At 63.0% G+C, this 25,674-nt stretch carries 22 protein-coding genes; 12 read left to right on the top strand and 10 right to left on the bottom strand.

The window, feature by feature from the left end:
• Positions 1-116: 116 nt before the first annotated feature.
• From NCR98_RS19075 to NCR98_RS19045, 7 genes are read left to right on the top strand one after another with little or no spacing between them, the layout of a single operon-like run.
• Positions 117-1,757, top strand: a complete 1,641-nt coding sequence (locus NCR98_RS19075; protein WP_244828714.1) for a methyl-accepting chemotaxis protein — start codon at positions 117-119, stop codon at positions 1,755-1,757.
• 13 nt (positions 1,758-1,770) lie between these two features.
• Positions 1,771-2,244 carry a chemotaxis protein CheW gene (locus tag NCR98_RS19070; protein WP_250509856.1) on the top strand — a complete coding sequence of 158 codons (474 nt, stop codon included), beginning with the start codon at positions 1,771-1,773 and terminating at the stop codon, positions 2,242-2,244.
• Positions 2,241-3,557 carry a CheR family methyltransferase gene (locus NCR98_RS19065; RefSeq protein ID WP_250526970.1) on the top strand — a complete coding sequence of 439 codons (1,317 nt, stop codon included), beginning with the start codon at positions 2,241-2,243 and terminating at the stop codon, positions 3,555-3,557. The genes NCR98_RS19070 and NCR98_RS19065 overlap by 4 nt, the downstream gene beginning before the upstream one ends.
• Positions 3,554-4,270, top strand: coding sequence for a chemotaxis protein CheW (locus NCR98_RS19060; RefSeq protein ID WP_250526969.1), 717 nt, complete (start codon positions 3,554-3,556; stop codon positions 4,268-4,270). The genes NCR98_RS19065 and NCR98_RS19060 overlap by 4 nt, the downstream gene beginning before the upstream one ends.
• Positions 4,267-6,705 carry a hybrid sensor histidine kinase/response regulator gene (locus tag NCR98_RS19055; protein WP_250526968.1) on the top strand — a complete coding sequence of 813 codons (2,439 nt, stop codon included), beginning with the start codon at positions 4,267-4,269 and terminating at the stop codon, positions 6,703-6,705. Before NCR98_RS19060 ends, NCR98_RS19055 begins: the two co-directional genes overlap by 4 nt.
• A 16-nt stretch (positions 6,706-6,721) precedes the next feature.
• Positions 6,722-7,753 carry a chemotaxis response regulator protein-glutamate methylesterase gene (locus NCR98_RS19050; RefSeq protein ID WP_250526967.1) on the top strand — a complete coding sequence of 344 codons (1,032 nt, stop codon included), beginning with the start codon at positions 6,722-6,724 and terminating at the stop codon, positions 7,751-7,753.
• Positions 7,750-8,868 carry a diguanylate cyclase gene (locus tag NCR98_RS19045; RefSeq protein ID WP_284503312.1) on the top strand — a complete coding sequence of 373 codons (1,119 nt, stop codon included), beginning with the start codon at positions 7,750-7,752 and terminating at the stop codon, positions 8,866-8,868. The genes NCR98_RS19050 and NCR98_RS19045 overlap by 4 nt, the downstream gene beginning before the upstream one ends.
• A 78-nt stretch (positions 8,869-8,946) precedes the next feature.
• On the opposite strand, the gene NCR98_RS19040 is transcribed toward NCR98_RS19045, so the two are convergent.
• The 5 genes from NCR98_RS19040 to clcA form a co-directional block, all read right to left on the bottom strand.
• Positions 8,947-9,108 carry a DUF1328 domain-containing protein gene (locus NCR98_RS19040; protein ID WP_035967564.1) on the bottom strand — a complete coding sequence of 54 codons (162 nt, stop codon included), beginning with the start codon at positions 9,106-9,108 and terminating at the stop codon, positions 8,947-8,949.
• A 231-nt stretch (positions 9,109-9,339) separates the two neighbouring features.
• Positions 9,340-9,510: a hypothetical protein gene (locus NCR98_RS19035; RefSeq protein ID WP_244828708.1), complete on the bottom strand. Its 171-nt coding sequence runs from the start codon at positions 9,508-9,510 to the stop codon at positions 9,340-9,342.
• Positions 9,511-9,826: 316 nt separating this feature from the next.
• Positions 9,827-10,441 carry a LysE family translocator gene (locus tag NCR98_RS19030; protein WP_250466581.1) on the bottom strand — a complete coding sequence of 205 codons (615 nt, stop codon included), beginning with the start codon at positions 10,439-10,441 and terminating at the stop codon, positions 9,827-9,829.
• A gap of 118 nt (positions 10,442-10,559) precedes the next feature.
• Complete coding sequence (locus tag NCR98_RS19025; protein WP_250526966.1) at positions 10,560-11,588, bottom strand: aldo/keto reductase; 1,029 nt, start codon at positions 11,586-11,588, stop codon at positions 10,560-10,562.
• A 121-nt stretch (positions 11,589-11,709) separates the two neighbouring features.
• Entirely contained in the window at positions 11,710-13,053 is a 1,344-nt protein-coding gene (gene clcA / locus NCR98_RS19020) for a H(+)/Cl(-) exchange transporter ClcA (protein WP_250526965.1), read from the bottom strand.
• Positions 13,054-13,245: 192 nt separating this feature from the next.
• On the opposite strand from clcA, the gene NCR98_RS19015 reads away from it, so the two are divergent.
• The 3 genes from NCR98_RS19015 to NCR98_RS19005 all read left to right on the top strand — a co-directional run bounded on the left by NCR98_RS19015 (position 13,246) and on the right by NCR98_RS19005 (position 17,012).
• Positions 13,246-15,543 carry a VTT domain-containing protein gene (locus tag NCR98_RS19015; RefSeq protein WP_250526964.1) on the top strand — a complete coding sequence of 766 codons (2,298 nt, stop codon included), beginning with the start codon at positions 13,246-13,248 and terminating at the stop codon, positions 15,541-15,543.
• A complete protein-coding gene (locus NCR98_RS19010) occupies positions 15,540-16,409 on the top strand; it encodes an endonuclease/exonuclease/phosphatase family protein (RefSeq protein ID WP_250526963.1) in 870 nt (289 codons plus the stop codon). Before NCR98_RS19015 ends, NCR98_RS19010 begins: the two co-directional genes overlap by 4 nt.
• Positions 16,410-16,523: 114 nt before the next feature.
• A complete protein-coding gene (locus NCR98_RS19005; protein ID WP_244828702.1) occupies positions 16,524-17,012 on the top strand; it encodes an HU family DNA-binding protein in 489 nt (162 codons plus the stop codon).
• Between the two features lie 99 nt (positions 17,013-17,111).
• Here NCR98_RS19005 and NCR98_RS19000 read toward each other — a convergent pair whose 3' ends face one another.
• Positions 17,112-18,005 (bottom strand): LysR family transcriptional regulator, encoded by an 894-nt coding sequence (locus NCR98_RS19000; protein ID WP_244828701.1) that lies wholly within the window; start codon positions 18,003-18,005, stop codon positions 17,112-17,114.
• Between the two features lie 129 nt (positions 18,006-18,134).
• Here NCR98_RS19000 and NCR98_RS18995 point away from each other — a divergent pair, with 129 nt between their 5' ends.
• Positions 18,135-18,878 carry an SDR family oxidoreductase gene (locus NCR98_RS18995; RefSeq protein ID WP_250526962.1) on the top strand — a complete coding sequence of 248 codons (744 nt, stop codon included), beginning with the start codon at positions 18,135-18,137 and terminating at the stop codon, positions 18,876-18,878.
• A gap of 45 nt (positions 18,879-18,923) precedes the next feature.
• Here the strand turns inward: NCR98_RS18995 and NCR98_RS18990 are convergent, their stop codons facing one another.
• On the bottom strand, positions 18,924-20,504 hold the full coding sequence (locus NCR98_RS18990) for a 3'-5' exonuclease family protein (protein WP_250526961.1): 1,581 nt from the start codon (positions 20,502-20,504) through the stop codon (positions 18,924-18,926).
• Positions 20,505-20,683: 179 nt separating this feature from the next.
• Between NCR98_RS18990 and NCR98_RS18985 the strand changes: the two genes are divergently transcribed.
• Positions 20,684-21,553, top strand: a complete 870-nt coding sequence (locus NCR98_RS18985; RefSeq protein ID WP_244828698.1) for a proteasome-type protease — start codon at positions 20,684-20,686, stop codon at positions 21,551-21,553.
• Positions 21,554-21,568: 15 nt separating this feature from the next.
• Here the strand turns inward: NCR98_RS18985 and NCR98_RS18980 are convergent, their stop codons facing one another.
• From NCR98_RS18980 to NCR98_RS18970, 3 genes are all read right to left on the bottom strand, one after another.
• The gene (locus NCR98_RS18980; protein WP_250526960.1) at positions 21,569-22,534 is read right to left on the bottom strand and encodes a glycerophosphodiester phosphodiesterase family protein; all 966 of its coding nucleotides are present in this window, start codon (positions 22,532-22,534) and stop codon (positions 21,569-21,571) included.
• 220 nt (positions 22,535-22,754) lie between these two features.
• Positions 22,755-23,924: a porin gene (locus tag NCR98_RS18975; protein WP_244828696.1), complete on the bottom strand. Its 1,170-nt coding sequence runs from the start codon at positions 23,922-23,924 to the stop codon at positions 22,755-22,757.
• Between the two features lie 344 nt (positions 23,925-24,268).
• Positions 24,269-25,636: a YihY/virulence factor BrkB family protein gene (locus NCR98_RS18970; protein WP_250526959.1), complete on the bottom strand. Its 1,368-nt coding sequence runs from the start codon at positions 25,634-25,636 to the stop codon at positions 24,269-24,271.
• Between the last annotated feature and the right edge of the window lie 38 nt (positions 25,637-25,674).

The raw sequence follows: 25,674 nt of genomic DNA, 5'->3' as shown, positions 1-25,674 counted from the left end.
TACCGTGCATGGTGCGTGGGACGCCGCGCGCAGTCAGAACGCGCGCGCCGCAAACGATTCAATGCTCGTGACGCCTTCCGACGCGGTTTCATACGGTCCGCGCCGATCGATTACACATGAGGGTTCATCGCGTGAAGCATCTGTCCATCCGGCATCGCATACTGGCGAGTTTCGGCGTCATTCTCTTCCTGATGCTGGTCATGGCCGCGCTGTCCTATACGCTGCTCGGCGGTATCGACCGCGAGGCGAAAAGCCTCGAAGAAGATTCGATGGTCGGTCTTTCGCTGTCCAACGATCTGCGCGCGGCCTGGCTCGAAAGCTACGCCGTGACGCAACGCCTGGTCTTCGCCGATAGCGACGAGGCACTCATTCGCCGCGATAGCGACCGTCTGACGCAAACGCGCGCGACGCTCGACAAGCTCATCGAGAACTACGCGCCGACCGTCCACGAAGAAGACGAGCGCCGCATCTTCGACGAATTCAGGCATCAGCGCGCGCTCTACGCGCCGCTGCAGGACGAAGCGCTGCGCGGTCTCATCGATTCGAAACAAGCCGGCGCCACGGTGTTCAACACGCGCCTGACGCCAGTCTGGGAAGCGGGGCAAAACGCGGCGCGCGCGCTCGTCGACTACAACGAGGCGAGCAACGCGAGTTCGGTCAAGAGCATCCGTCATTCGGTGGGCAAGTCGGAGACGACGCTCGTCGTCATCATGCTGGTGGCGTTGGCCACGGCCGCCGTGCTCGGTTTTCTGCTAATGCGCGCACTGACCGTGCCGATGCTGCGTCTCGTCGATGTCGTCGACAAGATGCGTACGGGCGATTTCACGCAGCGGCTCGACCTCGCGCGCGCCGATGAGTTCGGCACGCTCGAAGCGGGTTTCAACCGCATGACCGACGAACTCACGGGGCTCGTCGGGCAGGCGCAGAAGTCTGCGCTGCAAGTGACGACATCGGTCTCCGAAATCGCCGCCACCGCACGCGAGCAGCAAGCGACCGCGAGCGAGACTGCGGCAACCACGACGGAAATCGGCGCGACGTCACGCGAGATCTTCGCGACGGCGCGCGATCTCGTACGCACGATGAACGAAGTGTCGGGCGTCGCGGAGCAGTCGGCGACGCTCGCGGGCACGGGTCACGCCGGACTCACGCGCATGGAGGAAACCATGCGGCACGTGATGGAAGCGGCCGGTTCGGTGAACGGCAAGCTCGCGATCCTCAACGAGAAGGCGGGCAACATCAATCAGGTCGTCGCGACCATCACGAAGGTGGCGGACCAGACGAACCTGCTTTCGCTGAACGCGGCCATAGAAGCGGAAAAAGCCGGCGAGTACGGACGCGGCTTCGCGGTGGTGGCCACCGAGATTCGGCGTCTTGCGGATCAAACCGCGGTCGCGACCTTCGATATCGAACAAATGGTCAAGGAGATTCAGTCTTCCGTCGCGGCGGGCGTGATGGGCATGGACAAGTTCTCGGAGGAAGTGCGGCGGGGCATGCTCGACGTGCAGCAAGTCGGCGGGCAACTGTCGCAGATCATCCATCAAGTGCAGACGCTTGCGCCGCGCGTGTCGATGGTCAACGAAGGCATGCAGACGCAGGCAGCCGGCGCGGACCAGATTTCTCAGGCGCTCTCGCAATTGTCGGAAGCCGCGCAGCAGACGGCGGAGTCGTTGCGTCAATCGACTCAGGCCATCGACGACCTGACGCATGTCGCCAACGGTCTGCGCACCGGCGTATCGCGCTTCAAGGTGGCCGCGTAAAGCGGCGCGCGCCATGCTCTTCGTCCAGTTCACGCTCGGCTCCGATCGCTATCTGCTCGACAGCGCGCAGATCGAGCGCATGTTGCCGCTCGCGCCGTTGAAGGCGCTGCCCGGCGCGCCGGAGTGGGTTGCGGGCCTGTTCGATTACGAAGACGCGCCCGTGCCCGTGCCCGTGATCGATGTCGCGGCGCTGGCGCTCGGGCGCGCGTCGCGCGAACGCTTGTCGACGCGGCTCGCGCTCGTCGCATACAAGCGCGACGGCGCGCACGATTCGACGACGCATCGACTGGGTCTCGTGCTCGAACAGGCAACCCGAACCGTCAAGCTCGATACCGCCGCGTTTGCCGATGCGGGCATCGACACGCCGCACGCACGCTATCTCGGTCCCGTCGCGCGCGATGAAGCAGGCCTGCTGCAATGGGTGCGCATGGAACATTTGTTGCCGCTCGACGTGCAGGCGTTGCTCTTTGCCGAGAGCACATCATGAACGAAGACAACACGCGCCGCTTTACCGAGCTGCTGCATCGGACGATCGGGCTCGACGCCGAGTCTATCGGCACGAACGCGGTGATGCGCGCGGTGCGCGAGCGCTTCGATGCATCGCGCGCGGTGACGCTCGACGATTACTACCACGCCGTATCGAACGATCCCGCGCTGATGCAGGAACTGATCGAAACGGTCGTCGTGCCGGAGACGTGGTTCTTTCGCGATCCCGAGGTCTATACGGCGCTCGCGCGGCTTGCGCGCATTCGTCTGTCGGAGCGCCCTTCGAACCCCGTGCGCGTGCTGAGCCTGCCCTGCTCGACGGGCGAGGAAGCCTATTCGGTGGCGATGGCCTTGAGCGATGCAGGCATCGCGGCGGACCGCTTCGTCATCGAGGCTATCGACGTAAGCGAGCGCGCGTTGTCGCATGCGCGCCGCGCGCACTATGGACGCAATGCGTTTCGTGGCCGCGCGCTGGGTTTTCGTGACCGGCATTTTCGCGCGACCGAAGACGGCTGGCAGCTCGACGAGCGCATGGCGCGCTGTGTGCGCTTCACGCAAGCCAATCTGTTTCAACTCGATGCGCGCATGTTCGAACGCTTCGACTTCATTCTGTGCCGCAACGTGCTGATCTACTTCGATCGCGAGACGCAGAGCGCCGCGTTGCGCGTGCTCGACAGCTTGCTGGCCGACGGCGGCATGCTCTTCATCGGACCTGCTGAAACGGGTCTCCTGATGCGCGAAGGCATGAGTCCCGCGAACATTCCGCTGGCTTTCGCGTTCAGAAGGCCCGAGCGCGAGATCGTGAATGCCACTCCTCCGATAAAGCCCGCGGCATCCGGCGAATTCGTCATGCCTGCATGGGCGCGAGGCGCTACGCGTGTGGACTCGTCGAAGGTATCCGTGTCGAAGCCGATGGCGTTTGCAGCGCCTGCAATGGCGTTGCATCGAACCTCGACACCGGTGAGCGTCAAGCCGGCGCCGGCCTCGACGCCAACGCCAACGTCAACGCCAACGCTCGCGCAAGCCCACGCTCTCGCCGATGCCGGTTCGCTGATCGAAGCCGAATCCATCGCGCGCGGGTGGTTGCACAAGCACCCGGCAAGCGCGGATGCGTACTATCTGCTCGGCGTGATCGCCGATGCCCGCAACGCGCACGACGAATCGCGCGCGCATTATCGCCGCGCGCTTTATCTCGATCCGACGCATCGCGAAGCGCTCACGCATCTTGCCGCGCTGCTTCAACTCGATGGCGACACGGACCGCGCGCGCATCATGCTGGCTCGCGCCGAACGCAGCGCCGAGAGCGCGCGATGAACGCCCGCACGCCGCTCATTCCCGATGTCATCGACGACTGCTGGAACCGCATCGGCGTGCGCGGCGACGGCTCGTGTCCGAAGCTCGAACGGTACGTGCATTGCCGTAATTGCCCGGTCCATGAGTCGGCGGCGGCGCGCGTGCTCGATCGTGTCGATGCGGTTTCGGTCGTCGAGCGCTTCAAGGGCGACGCAAAACGAACGCGCGACGCAGCCGATGCCGTTTCGTATCTCGTGTTTCGCATCGGCGGCGAATGGCTCGGCTTGCCGACCGCGTGTTGTGCGCAGGTCGCGCAACTTCGGCCGGTGCATACGTTGCCGCATCGGCGTAACCGCGCGGTGCTCGGCGTCGTGAACGTGCGTGGACGTTTGCTGGTATGCGTGTCGCTGGCGCGTCTCTTCGGTATTGAGGAAAGCGTGGCGAAAGCGGTTTCGAAATCGCAAGTTGTCGATGCACGCGAACTCGGCCGTCTGCTCGTCGTTCAGCGGCATCGGCATGACGCGCACGCGGATGGCGAAGGACCGCTCGCTTTTCCCGTCGATGCCGTCGATGGCGTGCATCGCTTTTCGGCCGCGCGTTTGCAGCCGGTGCCCGCGACGCTCGCGCAACGTCATGCGTCGCATACGCAGGCGCTTGCGCCGTTCAAGGATACGACCGTCGGCTTGCTCGATGCCGAACGTCTCATCGACAGTCTCGACGGGAGTCTCGGATGACGAGTGCCGATCCCGGACGCCGCTCGCTGCTCGACCTGTTTCAGGAGGAAGCGCGCGCGCAGGCGCAGATTCTTTCCGATGGCCTCATCGCGCTGGAACGCGCGCCGAACGATCCGGTCACGCTCGAAGCGTGCATGCGCGCGGCGCATTCGCTTAAGGGCGCGGCGCGCATCGTCGGTGTGCCGGTCGGCGTGACGCTCGCGCATGTGATGGAGGACTGTTTCGTCGCGGCGCAGGAAGCGCGCGTGACGCTCGATGCGGTCTATATCGACATGCTCTTGTGCGGCGTGGATATGATCGTGCGGATCGGTCAGGCGGAAGAAATCGACGCGCAGACGACGCTGGAAAGCGAGGTGAATGCGTTTGTCGAGGGGTTGAATGCGCGTTTGGTGGGCGATTCGGATGGATCGCGCGAGTTGGCGTTGGCAACGTCCACGGCCGATGAGACGGACATGCTTCGCCTAGGCGCAACGTATGATGTTTCGTCGCGCGATCGTGCAAACGATGAGCCTCGTTCGCACACACCGCGTCATACGCATTCCGCAATGCGCTCGAACGAAGCTCACGCGCTTCACGCAAGCGATGAATCGAATCTCACATCGCGTTCTGACGAAGCCCACACGCTGCGCGCAAGCGCCGAAACGCATCGTTCACGAGCGTCGCAAGAAGCATCCCGCCCAACCGAAGCCCGCATGCTTCGCGTGCGCGCCGAAACTCTCGACCGCCTGTTGAGTCACTCCGGCGAGACGCTCGTCGAATCGCGCTGGCTCAAGCCTTTCTCGCAATCGATGCTGCGCGTGAAGCGCATTCAGCACGACGCGAGCCGCGCGCTCGAACGCCTGCACGACACCTTCGCCGACAGCGCGCCACTCGACGCGCGCGCACAGGCCGCGCTCGACGAAGCCCGGCGCCTGACGAACGAAGCGCATCGGCAACTGAGCGAGCGGCTCGCCGAACTCGAAAACTACGACCGCCGCTCGACGCATCTCGCGCAACAGATCTACGACGAAGCGCTCGCTTGCCGCATGCGTCCCTTCGTCGACGCAACCGGCGGCTTTGCGCGCATGGTCCGCGACGTGGCACGCTCGCTCGGCAAGGAAGTACGCCTCGTGATCGCCGGCGAAACCACGCAAGTGGACCGCGATATCCTCGACTTGCTCGACGCGCCGCTCGGCCATTTGCTGCGCAATGCGGTCGATCACGGCATCGAAGCGCTATCGCTGAGACGCGCGCTCGGCAAGCCGGAAATCGGCACTATCACGCTCGAGGCACGGCATAGCGCGGGCGCGCTTTTCATCAGCGTATCCGACGATGGCGGCGGTATCGACCTCGATGCATTGCGCCGCACCGTCGTGCACAAACGCCTTGCAAGCGAAGACACGGCTGCGCGTCTTTCCGAGGCGGAACTGCTCGAATTCCTCTTTCTGCCAGGCTTCACCATGCGCGACGCCGTCACCGATGTATCCGGCCGCGGCGTCGGGCTCGACGCCGTGCAAGACGTCGTAAGGCAAGTGCGCGGCAGTCTGCGCGTGACGCAGGACGCCCACGCCGGCACACGCTTCGTGCTGCAGTTGCCGATCACGCTGTCGGTCATTCGCAGCCTGATCGTCGAAGTCGCGGGCGAGCCCTATGGCTTGCCGCTTGCGCATGTCGTGCGCACGCTCGTGCTGCCGGTGAACGCTATCGATACGCTCGAAGGTCAGCAGCATTTCGCCTTCGACGGCAAGCGGCTGGGTCTCGTGACGGCACATCAAATCTTGCAGACGCCGAGCTTCGAAGCCGCGAACGACGCGCTCGATGTCGTCGTGATCGGGCAGGGCGCGTCGAGTTACGGCATCGTCGTGGACCGCTTTCTCGGCGAACGCATGCTCGTCGTGCAACCGCTCGACAAACGGCTCGGCAAGGTGCGCAACATCGCGGCGGGCGCGTTGATGGAAAACGGCGACCCGCTGCTCATCGCCGATCTCGACGACTGGCTGCGCTCCGTCGAAAAGCTCGTGGCGGGCGGCGAACTCGGCCGTGTCGATAGAAGCGCGTTACACACGACGGCAGCAAGCGCGAAACGTGTGCTCGTGGTCGACGATTCACTCACCGTGCGTGAGCTCGAACGCAAGCTGCTTGCATCACGCGGCTACGAAGTCGCCATCGCGGTGGATGGCATGGACGGCTGGAACGCGGTGCGCGGCGAGCACTTCGATCTCGTCATCACGGATATCGACATGCCGCGTCTCGACGGCATCGAGCTCGTGACGCTCATCAAACGCGACGCGCAACTTGCGCGCACGCCCGTGATGATTGTGTCGTACAAGGACCGCGCGGAAGATCGCCAGCGCGGTCTCGATGCGGGCGCGGATTACTATCTCGCCAAGGGCAGTTTTCACGATCAGGCGCTGCTCGACGCGGTGCGCGATCTCATCGGCGAGGCGAAGCCATGACCACGGAGCGCGCGCGATGAAGATCGGTATCGTCAACGACATGCAGCTCGCGGTCGAAGCGTTGCGGCGCGCGCTTGCCATTCGCCCCGACTTCGAGATCCTGTGGGTTGCAAGCGACGGCCGGCAGGCTGTGGACCTGTGCGCCTCGCAGACGCCGGATGTCGTGCTCATGGATCTCGTCATGCCGAACATGGATGGCGTAGCGGCCACGCGTCACATCATGGCGAAGTCGCCGTGCGCCATTCTCGTCGTCACGGTGGATATCGGCGCGAACACGTGGCGCGTGTATGAGGCGATGGGCGCGGGCGCGCTCGATGCCGTCGATACCCCCGCGCTCGCCGGTGCCGATGCGCGGCGCGGTGCAGCGGCGCTCATCGCGAAGATCGATCAGATCGGCGCACGGCTCGCGCCTTCGATGACCATGACGGCCACGCCCAAGAGCCAATCGCGGCTGCTTGCAATCGGCGCATCGGCGGGCGGCCCGGCGGCGCTCGCGACATTGCTCGGCGCATTGCCTGAAGATTTCTCCGCCGCGACCGTTATCGTGCAGCATGTGGACCGCGCCTTCGCCGAAGGTATGGCGGACTGGTTAAGCGGTCAATCCGCGCTGCCGGTGCGTATCGCGCGCGAAGGCGACGTGCCCGCGCCCGGCGTCGTGCTGCTCGCGGCGACCAACGATCATCTGCATTTCACGGATGCCACGCATCTCGGCTACACCGCGCATCCCGAAGCGTTGCCGTACCGGCCATCCGTCGATGTGTTCTTTCAGAGCGTGGTCGAACGCTGGACCGGACGCGCGGTCGGCGTACTCTTGACAGGCATGGGACGCGACGGCGCCATCGGTCTCAAGGCGATGCGCGCCAAGGGTTATCACACGATCGCGCAGGACGAAGCAACGTCCGCCGTCTACGGCATGCCGAAAGCGGCCGCCGCGCTCGATGCCGCCGTCGCGATCCTGCCGCTGCCGCGCATTGCGGGCGCACTCGCGCAAGCTTTCGACAAAGAAAAAGAAGCGCGTATAACGACATTTCCGAGGACACGTTTATGAAGCTCCCTCATCCCGATCCGCTCGCCGAACGCGTGAAGCGCGCAACGGCCGCCGCGGCTCAGAGCATCGAGCAGGCGAGCGCGCGCTCGCTGGCCCATGAACGCGCCGTATCCGAACTGCTCGCGGTGGCGCTCAATGCGCCGCCTGCCGCCGACTTGCCGGTGATGGTGCTGCTCGTGGACGATCAGGCGATCATCGCCGAGGCACTGCGCCGCGCGCTCGCCGACGAACCGAATGTCGATCTGCACTATTGCGCCGATCCCGCGAGCGCGCTTGCCGTCGCGCGCGAAACGCGGCCGACGGTGATTCTGCAGGATCTCGTGATGCCCGGCGTCGATGGACTCACGCTCGTGCGCCAGTACCGCGAACATCCGGCTACGCGCGACATTCCCATCATCGTGCTTTCGACGAAAGAAGAGCCGCGTATCAAGAGCGCGGCGTTCGCGGCGGGCGCGAACGACTATCTCGTGAAGCTGCCCGATACCATCGAACTGGTGGCGCGCGTGCGATATCACTCACGTTCATATCAGAACTTGCTGCAGCGCGACGAAGCGTACCGCGCGTTGCGACAGTCGCAGCAAAAGCTCCTGGAAACGAATCTGGAATTGCAGCGCCTCACGCATTCGGACGGTCTCACGGGACTCTCGAATCGTCGACGACTCGACGATTATCTCGATGCCGAATGGCGACGTGCGGCGCGCGATCGCGCATCGGTCGGCTTTCTCATGATCGATGTCGACAACTTCAAGTCGTATAACGATACCTACGGACACGTCGCCGGCGACGATGTGTTGAAGCTCATCGCGCATGCCATCGAAACCAGTCTGAATCGTCCGGCGGATCTGGCCGCGCGCTTTGGCGGCGAGGAATTCGCGGTGGTGTTGCCATCGACATCGGCGCCGGGTTTGCGGCTGCTCGGCGAGAAGATTCGCATCGCGGTCGAGGCGTTGCAAGTGCCGCATGCGGGATCGGCCACGGACTTCGTGACCGTGAGTGTCGGCGGCGCGACGCAGGACGTGATCGATGAAAACGCTTCAAAACAACTGGTCGAATCGGCCGATCTCGCGCTCTATCGTGCAAAGCGCGATGGACGCAATCGCGTGATCATCGGTTGACTGGTGTAAAAAGCAAAGCCGGAAACAAAAACGCGCGGTCCGAAGATCCGCGCGTTTTCGTTTGGGCTCACGCCTTCGTCATCGCCTGAACACGCCGAGCAAAAGCGTAGCGAGGAAGATCACGATAAAGATGAAGAACAGGATCTTGGCGATTTCCGCCGCGCCCGTTGCGATCCCGCCGAAGCCGAAGAAAGCCGCGATGAGCGCAATGATGAAAAAAATGACAGCGTAACGGAGCATGAAGCCTCCCACGGGGACACGATTGGTTGGTTTTTGATTCGCATGCGGACTGACATCGTCGCCGCCATCGCTCATCGGTTCATGCCGCGCTTTTGTTCAATGTTCGACGCGGCACGAGGACCTGAGCAACCAATGTGCCTAAGACGATGTCTGCATGTAAATGCAACAACGCCGCGAGCACTGCTCGCGGCGTCGAGTAACGCGCTTCCATATGTGAACTGTCGATGCGCTCTAGCTGCCTGGCGCGCGATTGGAATCGGCTTCGTCTTGGAGATCGTCTTCGTCGTCGACTTCGTTTAGCGCATCCGGCAGGTTGTTCTCCATTTCGTCGCGCTCGATCTGATCGGCCAGGTCGAGAGATTTACGCGTGGCGGGACCGGATGGGCGGTTGGCTCCAGACATGGCATAACTCCTTGAACGGATTTCGAAGCCGCGCCGGGAATTGGCGCGAGTGAACGGTGCCAGTCGAGGCACGTGCACGCCGGCAAGAGCCGCCTTAACGAATCGCTTAAGGGTGAATGCGCGATCGCTCGAAACGGCAATGGGTCGATGTCGACCGATGTCGACCACCGGGAAAAGACGCAGTCCCAAACTTGCAAGGGGGACGGCAAGAATTGCGCGGCCGGCGCGTCGGACCAGTATGCACCGGTCCGGCGGCGCGGCAAAGAGGCAATTAAAAGATCATCGGATGTTTAGCGCCGCGCTGGAAAAGCAAATCTCAGGCGAAGAAATGCGCGACGATGGGATACAGCGAGCACACGAGCAGCACGGCCATGGTGATGTTGAACGCGCGCAACCAGCGCGGTCTTGAAAGGAAGCGCCGTAACGACATGCCGAAAGCCGCCCATGCCACGATGCACGGCATCCCGATCACGACGAACAGGAGCGCCATCAGCCCGGCATTGAGCGAGAGACTCGAATGCAGATGGATGGTCGTCGCGGCGGTGAGGACCATCATCCACGCTTTGGGATTGACCCATTGAAACGCGACGGCTTCGTAAAAGCGCATGGGGCGGCGCTCGCCGTCGCGCATCTGCACGGACGACGACGTTCCGATCTTCCACGCCAGATACAGCAGATAGACCACGCTTGCGGTTTCGAGCACCGTATAGAGCCACGGCAGCCGCTCGAAGGCTTGCGCAAGCCCGAGCCCCACTGCAAGCATCAGGAGCGCGACGCCCGCGCTGATGCCGAGTACATGCGGAACCGTGCGCTTCAGGCCGAAGTTGACGCCCGACGCGAGCAGCATGGTGTTGTTGGGACCGGGCGTGATGCTCGTCACCATCACGAAGAGGGCAGCGGCGGGCAAGGCGTTCAGGAAGTCGATTGGCATGGTGCAGTCCGCAAACAAAAAATCTATTGCACCAAGTGTAGGGAAAGACGGCAGTACAGTACCGGTACAAAACGTCAGAGGCTTTCCGGTACGGTACGAGCGCCTTCAAAGAGAGCTATCAGACAGGAAACGGATTGCGCTCCGCAAATCCTTGCTGATGCCAGTACGGATACGGCGGCTTCACCGTGCTCGCTTCGTCGAGCTTCTTCACCTGCTCCGCCGTGAGGTTCCAGCCGACCGCACCGAGGTTCTGCCGCAACTGTTCTTCATTGCGCGCGCCGACCAGTACGGTCGCCACCGTCGGTCTTTGCAGCAGCCAGTTCAGCGCGATTTGAGGAATGGTCTTGCCGGTTTCCTCGGCGATGGCGTCGAGCGCGTCGATCACGCGATACAGATGTTCTTCCGGCACCGGCGGCCCCATGTCGGCGGTCTTATGCAGACGGCTTGACGCGGGCAGCGGCTGACCGCGCCTGATCTTGCCCGTGAGACGCCCCCAGCCGAGCGGACTCCACACCACCGCGCCCACGCCTTGATCGATACCGAGCGGCATCAGTTCCCATTCGTAGTCGCGCCCGATCAGCGAGTAGTAGGTCTGATTGGCGACATAGCGCGGATAGCCGTAACGGTCCGCGACATCCAGCGACTTCTGCAGATGCCAGCCCGAGAAATTTGACACGCCGGTATAGCGGATCTTGCCCGCGCGCACGAGATCGTCGAGCGTGGAGAGCGTTTCCTCGACGGGCGTTTTCGCATCGAAACCATGTAGCTGGAAGATGTCGATGTAGTCCGTCTGCAAGCGCTTCAATGCATCGTTCACGGCATGAATGAGATGGAAGCGCGACGAGCCCACGTTGTTCGGCTCGTCTTTATCGAAGCGAAAGGTCGCCTTGGTCGAGATGATGACTTTGTCGCGCCGGCCCTTGAGCGCTTCGCCGAGGATGGCTTCCGACGAGCCGCCCGAATAGATGTCGGCGGTGTCGAACATGGTCACGCCCGCGTCGAGGCAAATGTCGACGAGCCGCTGCGCTTCGCTGACGTCGGTTTCGCCCCAGGCCTGAAAGAACTCGCCCTTGCCGCCGAACGTGCCCGTGCCGAAACTCAGCACGGGAACCTTGAAGCCCGAAGCGCCTAGATGTCGATATTCCATTGTTGCGTGTCCTCATTCGGTTGTCGGTCTGTCCTGCCGCATGCATCGCGGAAGGGGGATCGTCGAGACTACCGCAATGCGCACGTATGCGCTGAGACTGCCGCCGTGCGCTTTCGCGAGGCTAACGCCGTTTTGCCGCGCGCTCGCCGAGCGAATCGTATATGGGCGGACAGCGCAGCAGCATGGGCACGAGCATGGCGGTGAAGCACGCGGTAAGCATCGGCAGGAGCAGCGTGAAGCTTGCGGTCATTTCGGTGACGAGCACGATACCCGTCATCGGCGAACGCACGACTGCCGCGAAGAACGCGGCCATGCCGACCGCCGCGAAAGTGCCGATATCGCCGGTGGATGCGGACATGCCGGGGAACCAGTCGAAGCAGATGCGGCCGAACACGAAACCCGTCTGCGCGCCGAGCACGAGCATGGGCGCGAAGAGACCGCCCGGCGTGCCGGCCGCATAAGATACCGCGCCGAGCACGAAGCGCAGCGCAAGAATGGCCGTGACGCCCGCGATGCTGCCCGCGCCCACCAGCGTTCGTTGCGTGAGGACATCGCCGCCGCCCGCGAGATCCGGCGCGAACCACGCGAGCAAACCGACCGCCGCGCCGATGACAGCCGCGCGCGCGAAGGCTCTGCGCGTCGGCGATGCAATCAACGGATGACGCGTGAGCCAGTCGGATGCGTCGAGTGTCCAGAGAATCGTGCGTGAATAAGCGGTGCCCAACAGGCCGAGCGCCACGCCGAGCACGAGATGCGCGGCCGCCATGCCGAAGCCTGGAAACGGCTGCGCGGGCAGATGGAAGTCGGGCAGATCGCCGTGCATGAGACGCGCCATGGCAATCGCACTTGCCGATGCGCCGAGCGCGGCCACGGCGGTGCGCGTATCGAAGCGGCGCATCAGTTCTTCGAGCACGAACACCGCGCCCGCGATGGGCGCATTGAACGCGGTGGCGAGCCCCGCGCCCGCGCCGGCCGCGAGCAAGACGCCGCGATCGCTGGCGCTACGTCCAAGCAAGGTGCCGATGCGATGCGCGATGCTCGCGCCCATCTGCACCGTCGGTCCTTCGCGTCCGAGCGCGAGTCCTGCACCGATGGCGAGCACGCCGCCCACGAACTTGACCGGGATGAGGATGAGCGAAGCGGGCGGCGCCTTGCCGTGCAAGACTGCCTCGACATGGGGAATGCCGCTGCCGCTTGCCTCGGGCGAGAAGCGCGCGACGAGCCATGCCGCCAACGCAGCGGCGAAAGCCGCCGCAAGCACCACGACAATGCTTGCCGCGCCATGCCCCGAATGCGCCCATGCAACGAGCGCGTAGCGCAGCGCATCGGCGCGTTCGAGCGAAAAGCGGAATAACGCACCGAGTGCGCCACTCGCCGCCCCGACGATGACCGCGGCTGCGGCGAGCGGAATGAGTCCGCGTGGCGAGTCTGCTTCGACTTCGGCTTCGGGCTTGTAGTCGGTCATGGCGCTCGTTCGTTTGAAGGATGCGCGCCAAGCGTAGCACCGAACGCGGCGGCATCGCGGGCACGGCACTTGCAAACTTGGATTCGATGTCAATGCCACGCTTGTATCTGGCGCGGCGAGCGAAACCATCACGGAGCAACCGGCATGACTCGCACCCACGAACGCACGACGTCTGACGAAGCTGCATAACGCATGACGCACGTCGATGCCCCTTTCTTCGAGCCGGACCGCAATTGCGCGAACGTGCGCCATGCGGATCGCTTCAGCCTGCTGATAGACGGCGCGGATTATTTTCGCGTGCTGCGCGAAGCGATCACGCGCGCGGAGCGCACCGTGTTCATCCTCGGTTGGGATATCGACAGCCGCATGCAGCTGACGCCGGAAGGCGCGGACGATGGTTTCCCAGCTGCGCTCGGCGACTTCCTGCATGAGATCGCGGCGAACAAGCGCCGTTTGCGCATCTACATTCTCGCGTGGGATTTCGCCATGCTGTATGCGTTCGAACGCGAATGGCTGCCGGTCTACAAGATGGGCTGGCGCACGCATCGGCGTATCGCGTTTCAGATGGACGGCAAGCATCCGATGGGCGGATCGCAACATCAGAAGGTCGTCGTGATCGACGATAAGCTCGCGTTCGTCGGCGGTCTCGATCTCACGCGTTCGCGCTGGGACACGACCGCGCATGCACCCGACGATGCGCTGCGCCGCGATGCGAACGGTGCGCCGTACCAGCCTTTCCACGATGTCCACACCATGTTCGATGGCGATGCCGCGCGCGAAATGGGTATCCTGGCGCGCGAACGCTGGGCGCGCGCGTGCGGAAGACGGCTTGCGATACGCGCACATCGCGCGGCCGCCGACAGCGATCCGTGGCCGCCCGCGCGCGCGGTCGATATCGACGATGTGCGAATCGCCATCTCGCTCACCGAGCCTGCTTACGGCGGACGTCAGCCCGTGCAGCAGATTCGCACGCAATATCTCGATGCCATCGCGAGGGCGCGCCGCTCGATCTATATCGAGAACCAGTACTTCACGTCGGGTTCCATAGGCGCGGCGCTCTCGGAGACGCTCGCGCGCGAGGACGGGCCGGACGTGGCTATCGTGGTGCCGCGCAATCAGAGCGGCTGGCTGCAGGAGGTGACGATGGGCGTGTTGCGCGCGCGGCTCAACACGCTCTTGAAAAGCGCGGACCGGCATGGGCGATATCGTCTGCTGAGCCCGGATGTGCCCCATCTCGGCGAGCAGATCGTCAACGTGCACAGCAAACTGATGATCGTCGATGACGAATTGTTGATCGTCGGCTCCGCGAATCTGAACAATCGCTCGATGGTGCTCGACAGCGAATGCAACGTATCCATCGACGCCGGCGCCGATCAGCGCATTCGCCGCGCGATTGCGAAGATGCGCGATACGCTGCTCGCGGAACATCTCGGTTGCGAAGTCGCGGATGTCGTGCGCGAGCGCGATGCACGTGGCGGCCTCAATGCCGCGATCGAAGCGTTGCAACGCAATCGCGATGAACATCGCACGTTGATTGCGCTCGACCCGGAAGTATCGGCGGAACTGGATCAGCTCATTCCGCCCGATGCGCTGATCGACCCTGAAACGCCTATCGCCGCCGATCAGCTCGTCGATCAATTCCTGCCCAAGGAAAGGACGCGTCCGCTGATTGGCCGCTTCGCGCTTCTCGGCGTGCTCGTGCTGATGGTGGTCGGCGTGGCCGCGCTTTGGCACTGGACGCCGCTTGGCGACTACGCCAATCTGAAGTCGTTGACCAACGCCACACGCCACATCGAAGCACTGCCGTTCGCGCCGCTGTTGATCATCCTGTGCTACGTGGCCGCCGCCGTGCTCTCGGTGCCGGTGACGTTACTGATCGCGACGACGGGCATCGTGTTCGGCGGTCTATGGGGCGGCGTCTATGCGTTTGCCGGCACGCTGGCAGCGGCGGCGATCACCTATTCGCTCGGCAACTGGCTTGGGCGCGATGCCGTGCGCAAGGTCGCGGGCGCGCGCGTGAACCGGCTATCCGAACGCGTGGCGAAGCGCGGCATCGTAGCGGTCGTCGTGTTGCGGTTACTGCCGGTGGCGCCGTTTGCCATCGTCAATCTCGTGGCGGGCGCCTCGCATATCCGCATGCGCGACTTCATGATCGGCACGGCGCTCGGCATGGGACCGGGCATCGTTCTGACAGTGGCGTTCGCGCATCAACTGGTGGCGTCGTTCCGGCATCCGACGGTCGGCTCGTTCGCGGTGCTGATCGGCATTGGCGCGGCGTTACTCGGCGTGTCGCTGCTATTGCAACGCTTCCTCGGAAGTGGCGAAGAAGAAAAAGTCCACGAAGGCGCACCGAGCGATGCCGACAAACCGCGCGCCAGCGACGAGGCGCAACGCGCGAGCCGTCTGCGCGAAAGCGGTGCGATGCCGCGCGAAACCGGCCATGCCGCAAGCAACGGCGCGCCCGCACGCCATGACGAGGTCAACCCATGACGATGATGCACGAAGCGGGAATGGATATCGGCAATCAATCGAAGCACGCGGCGCGCGCGAGAGAATTGCGTATCGCGACTTACAACCTGCATGGTGCGGTTGGCATCGACGGACGTTTCGCGCCGGAGCGTATCGGCGAAGTGCTCAACGAAATCGATGCCGATATCTTCGCGCTGCAGGAAGTGCCGCTCGGCGGCAGTGCATCGCCCGATGTACTCGAAGTGCTGCAGCGCATGACGGGTCTGCACGCGGTCGCGGGCCCGACGCTCGATACACCTGCGCGCCGTTATGGCAACGCGGTCCTTACGCGCTATCCGGTGCAGGCCGTGCGCACGCTCGATCTTTCGTTCAGAAGCCGCGAACCGCGTGGCGCGCTCGATGCCGACATCGACTGTGGCGGTGAAGTGTGGCGCGTGGTCGCGACGCATCTCGGGCTTGCATCGAGCGAACGTCGCATGCAGGTCGAACAAGTGCTGCAAAAATTCGATACACCTGCCTTGCCCGTGATCCTTCTCGGCGACCTGAACGAATGGTTCGTTCATGGCCGCACCTTGCGCCGGCTCGTTACGCACTTCCATCGCGCGAGTGCGCTGCGCACGTTTCCGACGCGCTATCCGCTCTTCGCGCTCGATCGCATCTGGGTGCATCCCGGTGAACGTCTGATGAGCGTGAACGTGCATCGCACGCGCTTGTCGCGGGTTGCATCGGATCACTATCCGCTCATTGCGCATATCGCGCATCGTTCAAGACTGGCTCTTCATGAGCCTTTCAACTCGACGCATGAGCATCGATTCGATGCTCATCACTCGATCGTCGACTCGCATGTCAGCGCGACGCCACGAAAAAGCCCTAGAAAAACGATATAAAAACGCAAAAGACTCGCACGAACTCGCTTGGCGTATGTAGAATCCGGCCTGATACGAACGCATTACCGCGAACGTATTCCGATATCACTGACCAAAAACACAGGTAGGAGAAACATGCCGACTTCCGCAAAAACCGCTGCCAAGAAAGCCACGGCCAAAAAGGCCACGGTAAAGACCGCCGCACCGGCTAAGAAAGCAGCATCGAAGGTTGCCGCGAAGAAAGTACCCGCCAAGAAGGCCGTCGTTGCCAAGAAGGCAGTCGCCGCCAAGAAGACCACTGGCGCGCTGGCTCCGATCAAGGACACCTTCACCAAGGCATCGCTTGCAACGCATCTGTCCGAGCGTGCAGCCGTGGATGTGAAGGCGGTCAAGGCCGTGCTGGTCGCGCTGGAAGACACCATCCTTGGGTCCATCCATAAGAAGGGCGCAGGCGAGTTCACGCTCTCCGGTCTTCTGAAGATCACGGCGCAAACCGTTGCCGCGAAGAAGAAGCGCTTCGGCAAGGACCCGTTCACGGGCACGGAGCGCTGGTTCCCGGCCAAGCCCGCAAGCGTTCGCATCAAGGCGCGCGCGTTGAAGAAGCTGAAGGATGCCGCAGCGTAAGGTTTAAAGACCTGAACTGATTGCCTGATTTTCGGTGATCGGGAATCGAGAGGCCAGCGTTCCTTTTAATCGAGGACGTTGGCCTCTCGTGCTTTGATTTCAAACGTCGGCTTTCGCAAAGATATCGCTCAACCAGTCCACGAAAACCCGTACGCGCGCTGAAAGCTGCCGCGCATGCGGATAAAGCAGCGATACCGGCATGGGCGGAACAATCAAATCAGGTAACACGCATTGCAGCCTGCCATCGGCGAGTTCGCTTTCTATGCGATAACGCGGCACTTGCACAATACCGAGTCCCGCGAGCGCAGCTTGCGTATATAGCTCGACGCCGGTAACGGAAATCGCGCCCGGCAGTTCTATGCTTTGCACGCCGTCGGCCATTTCGAATTCAAGGGCAACGTTGCGCCCGCTTGCACTCGATACATAATTCACCGCGCGATGCGCCGCAAGCGAATCGATATTTTCAGGCGTGCCCATTCGCGCAAGATAAGTGGGACTCGCCACCGTCACTTGTTCGAGCGTGGCGACGCGTTTTGCGATCATCGACGAGTCCTGCAGAGTGCCCGCGCGCAACACGCAATCCACGCCTTCACGCACGAGATCGACGAAGCGGTCGTCTTCGCCTACATGCAGTTCGATCTGCGGATAGCGTTCGAGAAACGCCGGCAACCCAGGCACGATGAAATGGCGTGCAAGCGTTCCTTGCAGGTTGACGCGCAGCAAGCCCTTCGGCTCCGCATGCCTGAACGAACCTTCCGCTTCCTCCATGTCCGCGATAAGCCGCACGCAACGGCGATAATGCGCGTCGCCATCGGGCGTGAGGCGCACGGTGCGTGTCGTGCGTTCGAGCAGGCGCGCACCGAGCCGTTCTTCCAGGCGCTTCATCAGATTGGTGACGGTTGCGCGCGGCATCTGCAAGTCGTCGGCGGCTTGCGTGAAGCTGTGGCGCTCGGCAATGCGCACGAACACCTGCATTTCCTGAAAGCGGTCCATGTCGGCTGAAGTTCGAGGTCTGAGATTGTTGAGGCAACTGGAACGATGATACTAATCCGCAAGCGATGATCGCGAAAACGAAATGATCCATCATGGCGCTCATCGATTAACAAACATGAGGAGCAGACCATGAATCAATCGCACACGAACAAGGTTGCCATCGTCACGGGCGCATCGCGCGGAATTGGCGCGCAGATTGCGAGACGTCTCGCGCAGGAAGGTTTTGCGGTAGCGGTGAACTATGCATCGAGCGCGAAGGAAGCGGACGCGCTCGTCGCGGAACTGGAAGCCGCGGGAAGCCGCGCGCTCGCGGTAAAGGCGGACGTGGCTAGCGCCGACGACGTGCGACGCATGTTCGATGCGGTCGAAGCGCAACTCGGCCCCGTCGATGCGCTCATCAACAACGCAGGCGTGCTCAAGGCCACGCCGCTCGCCGACACGAGCGACGCGCTCTACGACCAGACTTTCAACATCAATGTGCGCGGCACGTTCAACACGCTGCGCGAGGCGGCGAAGCGTTTGAACGAAGGCGGGCGTATCGTCAATTTTTCGAGCACGACGCTCGCGCTCAACATGCCGGGATACGCCATTTACAACGCCACGAAAGCGGCCGTCGAAGCGTTCACGCATGTCTTCGCGAAGGAGTTGCGCGGACGAAGCATTACCGTGAATGCGGTGGCGCCGGGGCCGGTTGCGACTTCGCTCTTTCTCGATGGCAAGACCGACGAACAGATCGCGAACTTTTCGAAGATGCCGCCGCTTGAGCGGCTCGGCCAGTCGGAAGATATCGCGTCGGTGGTTGCGTTTCTCGTCGGCAAGGATGCGGGATGGGTCAACGCGCAGGTATTGCGGGCGAACGGCGGGTTGGCTTGAGTTGGACGCTCGATCGCGCCGTGTCGTTAGGGCGCCGTCTTCGCGTCAGAAACTCAATGCGAATTGATCTTCGACGTAACGCGTCTTCATGCGCTTCGTCTTCGTTTGGGTCGGCGCCGGCGTCTTCATCGGCGCCGCCACGATTTGCGCGATCTGCGCGACGAGACTGAACGCAGGTCGCGCATCGCACGCGATCCATTCGAACTGACCGGCCGACAGGCGTTTCGCGATCAGCGCGTACACATCCGGGTCGAACGGACGTATTTCCGGCGCGCTGGCAAGCAACGATGCAATTTCATCGCGCGCGGCGCATGTGCCGAGATAGCACCATCGATCGATGACATGCCACGCCTCGCGATTCGTCGATGCATCGCGTTCGCTGATCGCGATGGCGCCTTCATGCGGCCAGCGCACGAGGCGCGCATTGCCGAGCGCTTCGAGCGCACGCGCCGCATGGTCCGCGAACGGCTCCGCGCCCGCGCATGAACCGAGACAGCGCTTCACCTGATAGCCGAAGCAACCGCGCGCCGGTCCCGCTTTTTCCAGGCCGAGCGTGGCGTGGCAGAGTCGATGTTCATCGGCGAGATGGCGCAGATACGCATGCGCCTTGGCGCGCGATTCGAACACGCCGAAGAGATGCGCCTCGCGCGACAGATCGCGCTTGCTCGCGCGCAGCAGCACGGGCGCAGGCGCGCCCGGCAGCCATTGCCACGCGCACGCCGCCGACGCGCGCTTGAGCAGCCGGTTATGCAGCGGCTGCAAGTCCTTCACGAGCTTCGCTTCGAGCAACAGCGCGCCGAGTTCGCCCACGGTCTCGCGGTATTCGATTCTGCGGATGGCCTGCGATATCGACAAATCCTTCGCCAACCGATGATCCCCCGCGAAATGCGCGCTCACACGCTGCTTCAGATTCACGCTCTTGCCGACGTAGAGCGTGAGGTCGTCCGCGCCGTGGAAGAGATAGACGCCGGGCGTGGCAGGCAACGCGTCGAGCGCGCCCTCGGGCAACGCGGCGGGCAGGCTCGCGCGCCTGACGAGCGCTTTCACGGCGGCATCGACGAGTTCTTGCGAATAGAGCGCGTGAATCTTTTGCCAGAACTGCCAGAGGAGGTCGGCATCGGCGAGCGCGCGGTGGCGTCCTTCAGGCGCGAGATTGAAGCGCGCGATGAGCGCATCGAGCCCATGACGTTCGACCGATGGAAAGAGCGAGCGCGACAAGCGCACCGTGCACAGCGTATCCGCGCGAAACGCAATGCCCGCGCGACGGAACTCGTTCTTGAGGAAGCCGTAGTCGAAGCGCGCGTTATGCGCGACGAAAAGCTTGCCCTGGAGACGCTCGGCAAGCGCCTGCGCGAGCGATTCGAAAGTGGGCTGACCGCGCACCATGCTGTCCTCGATGCCCGTCAGACGCGAGATGAACGGGGGCACCGGCATGCCCGGATCGACGAGCACGCTATAGCGTTCGATGCCCGCCTTGCTCACTTCTATGACGCCGATTTCGGTGATGCGATCCACCGTCGGATTGCTGCCGGTGGTTTCCAGGTCGACGAACACGATGGGACGCGCGAGGCCTGCGAGCAGCGTGTCCGCTGCGAATTCATCGAGGTCGTCCGTGAGATCGTGCATGAATAAGGTGCTGGAAGTGCGCGCTGGTGACGCTCTCAAGCAGCGCGGATAAGTGCCGTTAATCAGTTTAATGCCTTTACTGCCGCATTTATGCGATTCAGCGAAAAAACGCAGCGCGAATGCGATGCGCGGGCAGCGTCAGTACAATAGCGTTTTGTTTGGCTTCAGGATTGATCGACATGACTTATTGCGTGGGTATGTGTGTGGACGAGGGCCTCGTGTTCCTTTCCGATACGCGCACGAATGCCGGTGTGGACCACGTAAGCGCCGCCCGCAAAATGACTGTTTTCGAACAGCCGGGAGACCGGGTGATCGTGCTGCTTGCGGCCGGTAACCTCGCGCTCACGCAAGCGGTGACGCATATGCTCGCCGAACCCGCGGACCCGGACGCGCCCACGCTTTATAGCGTCGCCACCATGGCGGAAGCCGCGCGCATCGTCGGCGACGCGGTGCGCGAAGTGCATCGGCGCGACGCGCTTTCGCTTGCGGAATTCAGCGTCGATTTCAACTGCAGCTTCATTCTCGGCGGTCAGATACACGGCCAGCCGCCGCGCCTTTTCATGGTTTATGCAGCGGGTAACTTCATAGAATCGACGCGCGTTTCGCCTTATTTTCAGATTGGCGAGTCGAAATACGGCAAGCCGATCATCGACCGCGTCATTACGCCGTCCACGGATCTCGACGAAGTCGCGAAATGCGCGCTTATCTCCATGGATTCGACGCTGCGTTCGAATCTCTCTGTGGGCTTGCCGCTCGACTTGCTGGTCTACGAGAAAGACGCGTTGCGCGTGACGCGTTTCGCCTCGCTCGACAACGACAGCGCGTATTACCAGATGATCCACCGCACGTGGGGCGAGCGCCTGCGGCAGATTTTCGGCGAGATTCCGAACCCTTCGTGGACCGATCTGGCCAACGTGCCGCTGCGTCCGCGCGAGTCGCGCACGATCGTGCCGCGGCTCGTCATCGGCGATCTGCCAAGTTCTGGTGAAGCGCCGGCGCAGACGCTCGCCGAGGACGTGGATTCAAACGGCAACGCGCCGCAGCAGTAGACCTTCAAGAATCCTTCAGGGCGCGTTTGCAGGGCACTGGAGCGGCTCGGCGAGGCTTGTCTTGCTCGCGTATGCCCGGCGCGGCGAATCGGCCAGCACGGCGTCCATTCCAAGACACGCGGCGGCGCGATAATCCTCTGCCTGGTCGACCCCGATCGCCAGAATCCGTACGTTGCCGTTCGTCTTGAAGCAACTGACCGCCGGCGGCGTCCAGAGTCGCGCATCCACGGCGGAGCGCGCTTCGCCAAGCGTGAACGTCTCGACCAAGTCCATCTTTCTCCTGTATTCGAACGCCGTCCATGTGCCTTCGGGCGGCGGCTTTCGGCACTCGTGCTCCAGCGCGACTTGCGCCAGGCGCTCACGCGTCGCATCGCGCGATTCGAAAAGACGCGCTTCGCGATAAGGCGCAAACGCCGCCTGGTAGGCGGCATCCGTCGAATAGATCAGCACGCGCGGCCACGCGCTTTCCTCGCTCAGCACGCGGGCGACGGCGCTTGCCTGCGTTTCGGCGGGCAGCGCTTTCATGTCGAGTATGACCGTCGTGGACGATGGAATGGCCCGCAATGCCTCGGCGAGCGAGGGAATAGGCAACGGCCGCGCGCGATACGGATACTGCTTCGCGCCGTTCGCATTTGTCTGCGTGAAGTTCCAGCCCGCGTTCAGGCTTCGCAACGCGGCGAATTCGTGGCTGGCGACCGTGCCCGTGCCATTTGTGTTTGCGGAGAGGTCGGCCGGACGATAGAGCACCGGGACGCCATCGCGCGTGAGTTGCACGGTGAGCCAGATCGCATCCGCGTGATTCGCGAGCGCGGTCTCAATGGCGAGCAGGGTGTTTTCAGGCGCGTCCGCCGCGCCGCCGCGATGCGCGACGATCATTGGCAAAGCGTTGCCGGATGCGGCTGGTACAGGCGCGAAACGGCAGGCGCCGAGCAGGATGAGCCAAGCGAAACACGAGACAGCGGCGAGTTGGCGCGACAGCATGAACGAATCTCCCCCGAATGCTTGGTTATCCGAACGATTGTGCTTTATGCGCGCGTGTCGATGAAGCCCGTCGGCACAATTTGTTGCGGTTCACGCTGGCTCGATGTGTGGGGCAAAGGCTTTGCACAAGAAAAAACAGCCACCGGAAAACCGGTGGCTGTCGAGGTGTGCTGCTCTATCGTGTGGCGCGGTACTCGCGTACCGGGCCATCCGCTTGTTCTTAGAACTTGTGACGCACGCCGATGATGACGATTTCCTGATGGCTGCTGCCGCTGTCGTAGCCGTAGGAACCGATCGAGGCTTGCGCCGAGTTGATGCCGCCCGTCGTGCCGTCGCGCTGATCGCCGCTTGCGTGCTGGTAAGCCGCAACTGCGTAGAAGTCCGTGCGCTTTGACAGCGAGTAGTCCGCACCCAGGCTGGCCTGGTGGTACTTGGCCGACGTGTCGCCGCCCGACTTCGTGTAGGTGTAGCCCACGCCGAGCAGCAGCGCCGGGGTTGCCTGGAAGTTCACGAAACCGTTGCCGACGTTGAAGTGTTCCGAGCCGAAGCGCGATCCACCGTCTGCCTTGAACTGTGCATTGCTGTACGAACCGCCGACCGTGAACGCGCCGATCGTGTACTGAACCGCGCCGCGAGCGATACCGATTGCGTGCGCCGATGCGTATGCGTTGTTGATCGGGCCGTCGAACAGTGCGTCCGACGTCGTGCTGTTCCACGTGCTTGCGCCCGTCGGCGGAATGCGGCCGGCGTTCGGGTTGTTAGCGTAGAAGTAGCCGCCGGCGACTGCCAGGGGGCCGTTGTTATACGTTGCAGCGCCCGACCAGGTTTGACCTTGGCCCGTTGCGCCTGCCAGACCCGAGAAGCCGTACAGGCCTTCGACCTGGAAGCCCGCGTAGTTCGGCGAAACGTACTTGACGGCGTTGCTCACGCGCAGCGAGTTGTCGTAGTTGTCGACGTCGCCCGGCGTTGCGAAGATTGCGCCCCAGTAGTTGTCGGCCGTGATGCCTTGGACCATGTCAACCAGCGGATCGTATTGGCGACCCAGGGTGACCGTACCCCACTGATTGCCCGACAAACCGACGAATGCTTGACGACCGAACTCGCGGCCACCTTGGCCGAGACGGCCGGTGCCGATGTCAAAGCCGCTTTCCAACTGGAAAATTGCCTTCAGACCGCCGCCCAGATCTTCTTGACCCTTCAGGCCCCAGCGATCGCCGGACAGATTGCCGTTGATCATGCCGTACAGGTGGTCGCCATTTGCGTTGGCGTTGCTCACATAACCGAGACCAGCGTCGATCACGCCATACAGCGTCACGCTCGTTTGTGCCTGTGCCGCGCCAGCTGCGCCGAGCAGCGCCAGCGAGAGGGACGTCAGTGCGAATCGTTTCATCGAATTCTCCACGCGATTGTTAAATATCGTTGTTGCCGGCGCAGAGAATAACGCAACGTTTCGAATCTTAAGAAACGAAAAAAATTTACTGTCTCGTAAAAGACACAGTTTCTAACGTGGTCTCAAAAAGGAGGATTTCTGTTTGTTTTGAACGGGTTGCGGGTGACAGGCTATCTTGAAATTAGTTCCGCGCTCAATTCTAGGATATTCCAATGGCGCGCGATTACCATCAATCCGATTAACAAACAGCAGCCGCGAGCGGGTATTTTCCTTTCACCGAGGCAACAAAAAACGCCGCGCCCTAGAGGCGCGGCGTTCGTGGAAGGCGAAAAGGGAAATGCGGATCAGCTTTGCAGGTCGTCGCTTTCCCGATGCTCGGAGCCGCGGCGTGTGAGCAACGCGACTGCCATTCCCGCGCTTGCCGCGAAAAACACCGAGCGCCACGGGTGCCGCTTCACTGCGGCATTGGCGGTCGATGCCTTGCGACCCGCGCCCAGCATGGCCATCGCCGTGGCGCGCGTCGCGGTGCTCTCGACGCGCGCGATCTTGCGCGATATCTCCAGCGCCTTCGCCACCGCCGATACCTTCTTGCGCGCCTGTCCCGTCAACAACTGTGTGTGTTGAGCGCGCGCGCCGATGGCACGCCGGGCGCTCGCGGGCACGGGCGCATCGTTCCGAGCGCTGGCGGGCGATACGACTGGCGCTGTGCTCGATGCCTCCGTCGCCGCCGCCGATGCGGATGCCGCCGCGGGCATGCCCGTGCGCGTGGAAGCCGCGAGCATCGAACCGATCTTGGCGCGGCTGCCCGGCGGCACGCGTCCCATGTTTTGCTGGCCCCACGCGCCGCGCGGATCGTGCAGACGCGCGCGCGCCGCCGAGAACTCCGCGCCGAGCAACAACACGGCCGCCGAAAAATACAGCCACATGAGCAGAACCGCGAGCGATCCGGCCGCGCCGAACGCGCTGGCCGTGCCTGCGTGCGTCAAATAGAGCGCGAACAGTTTCTTGCCCGCCGAGAACAACAGCGCCGCGACGAGCCCGCCGACGAGCGCGTCGCGCCACTGTACGGGGGCATCGGGGAGAAATTTGAGCAGCGCGCCGAACGCGACGGTCAGAATGGCGAGACCGGCGACCAACTGAACGATATCGCCGATGATCACGAACGGCGAATCGCCCCAGAGCCACATGCCGACGGCCTGGATCGCGGTGTCCAGCACCAGCGAGACGATCAGGAGAAACGCCACGCCGAGCACGAGTCCAAACGAGATGAGCCGCACGCGCACCATCGCAAAGACGCTCGAGCGCTGATCGCCCGTGAGCGGCCATACAAGATTGAGCGCCGTATTGAGCGATGAAAACGTCGCCGACGCCCCGATCGCGAGCAGCGCGAAGGAGATGACCGCCGCGATGCCCGTCCCGCCGCTGCGATGCGCATTCTCGACAATACTCTGCACGCCCGCCGCGCCCTGATCGCCGAGCAGCCCGTTGACCTGATGAAAGAGCTGACCGCGCGCGGCTTCGGCGCCAAACACCCAACCGGCCACGGCGATCACCATGACGAGCGTCGGCGCGAGCGAAAACGCAGAATAGAAGGCGATACTCGCGGCCATCGCGGCGCAGCGATCCTCCGAAAATTTCTTGAGCGCGCCGAGCACCCAGGAGGCGTCCTTTTTGACGACGGCTTCGATCTTCTGTGTGGATACGGAACTCATGGCGGACCTCTGGATACGATGAACGGACTGACCAAACT

Source organism: Caballeronia sp. GAWG2-1 (genome assembly GCF_023631405.1).
GTDB lineage: Bacteria > Pseudomonadota > Gammaproteobacteria > Burkholderiales > Burkholderiaceae > Caballeronia.
Note: the sequence above shows the minus strand (reverse complement) of the source record. Positions and strands in the feature narration are given on the sequence as shown.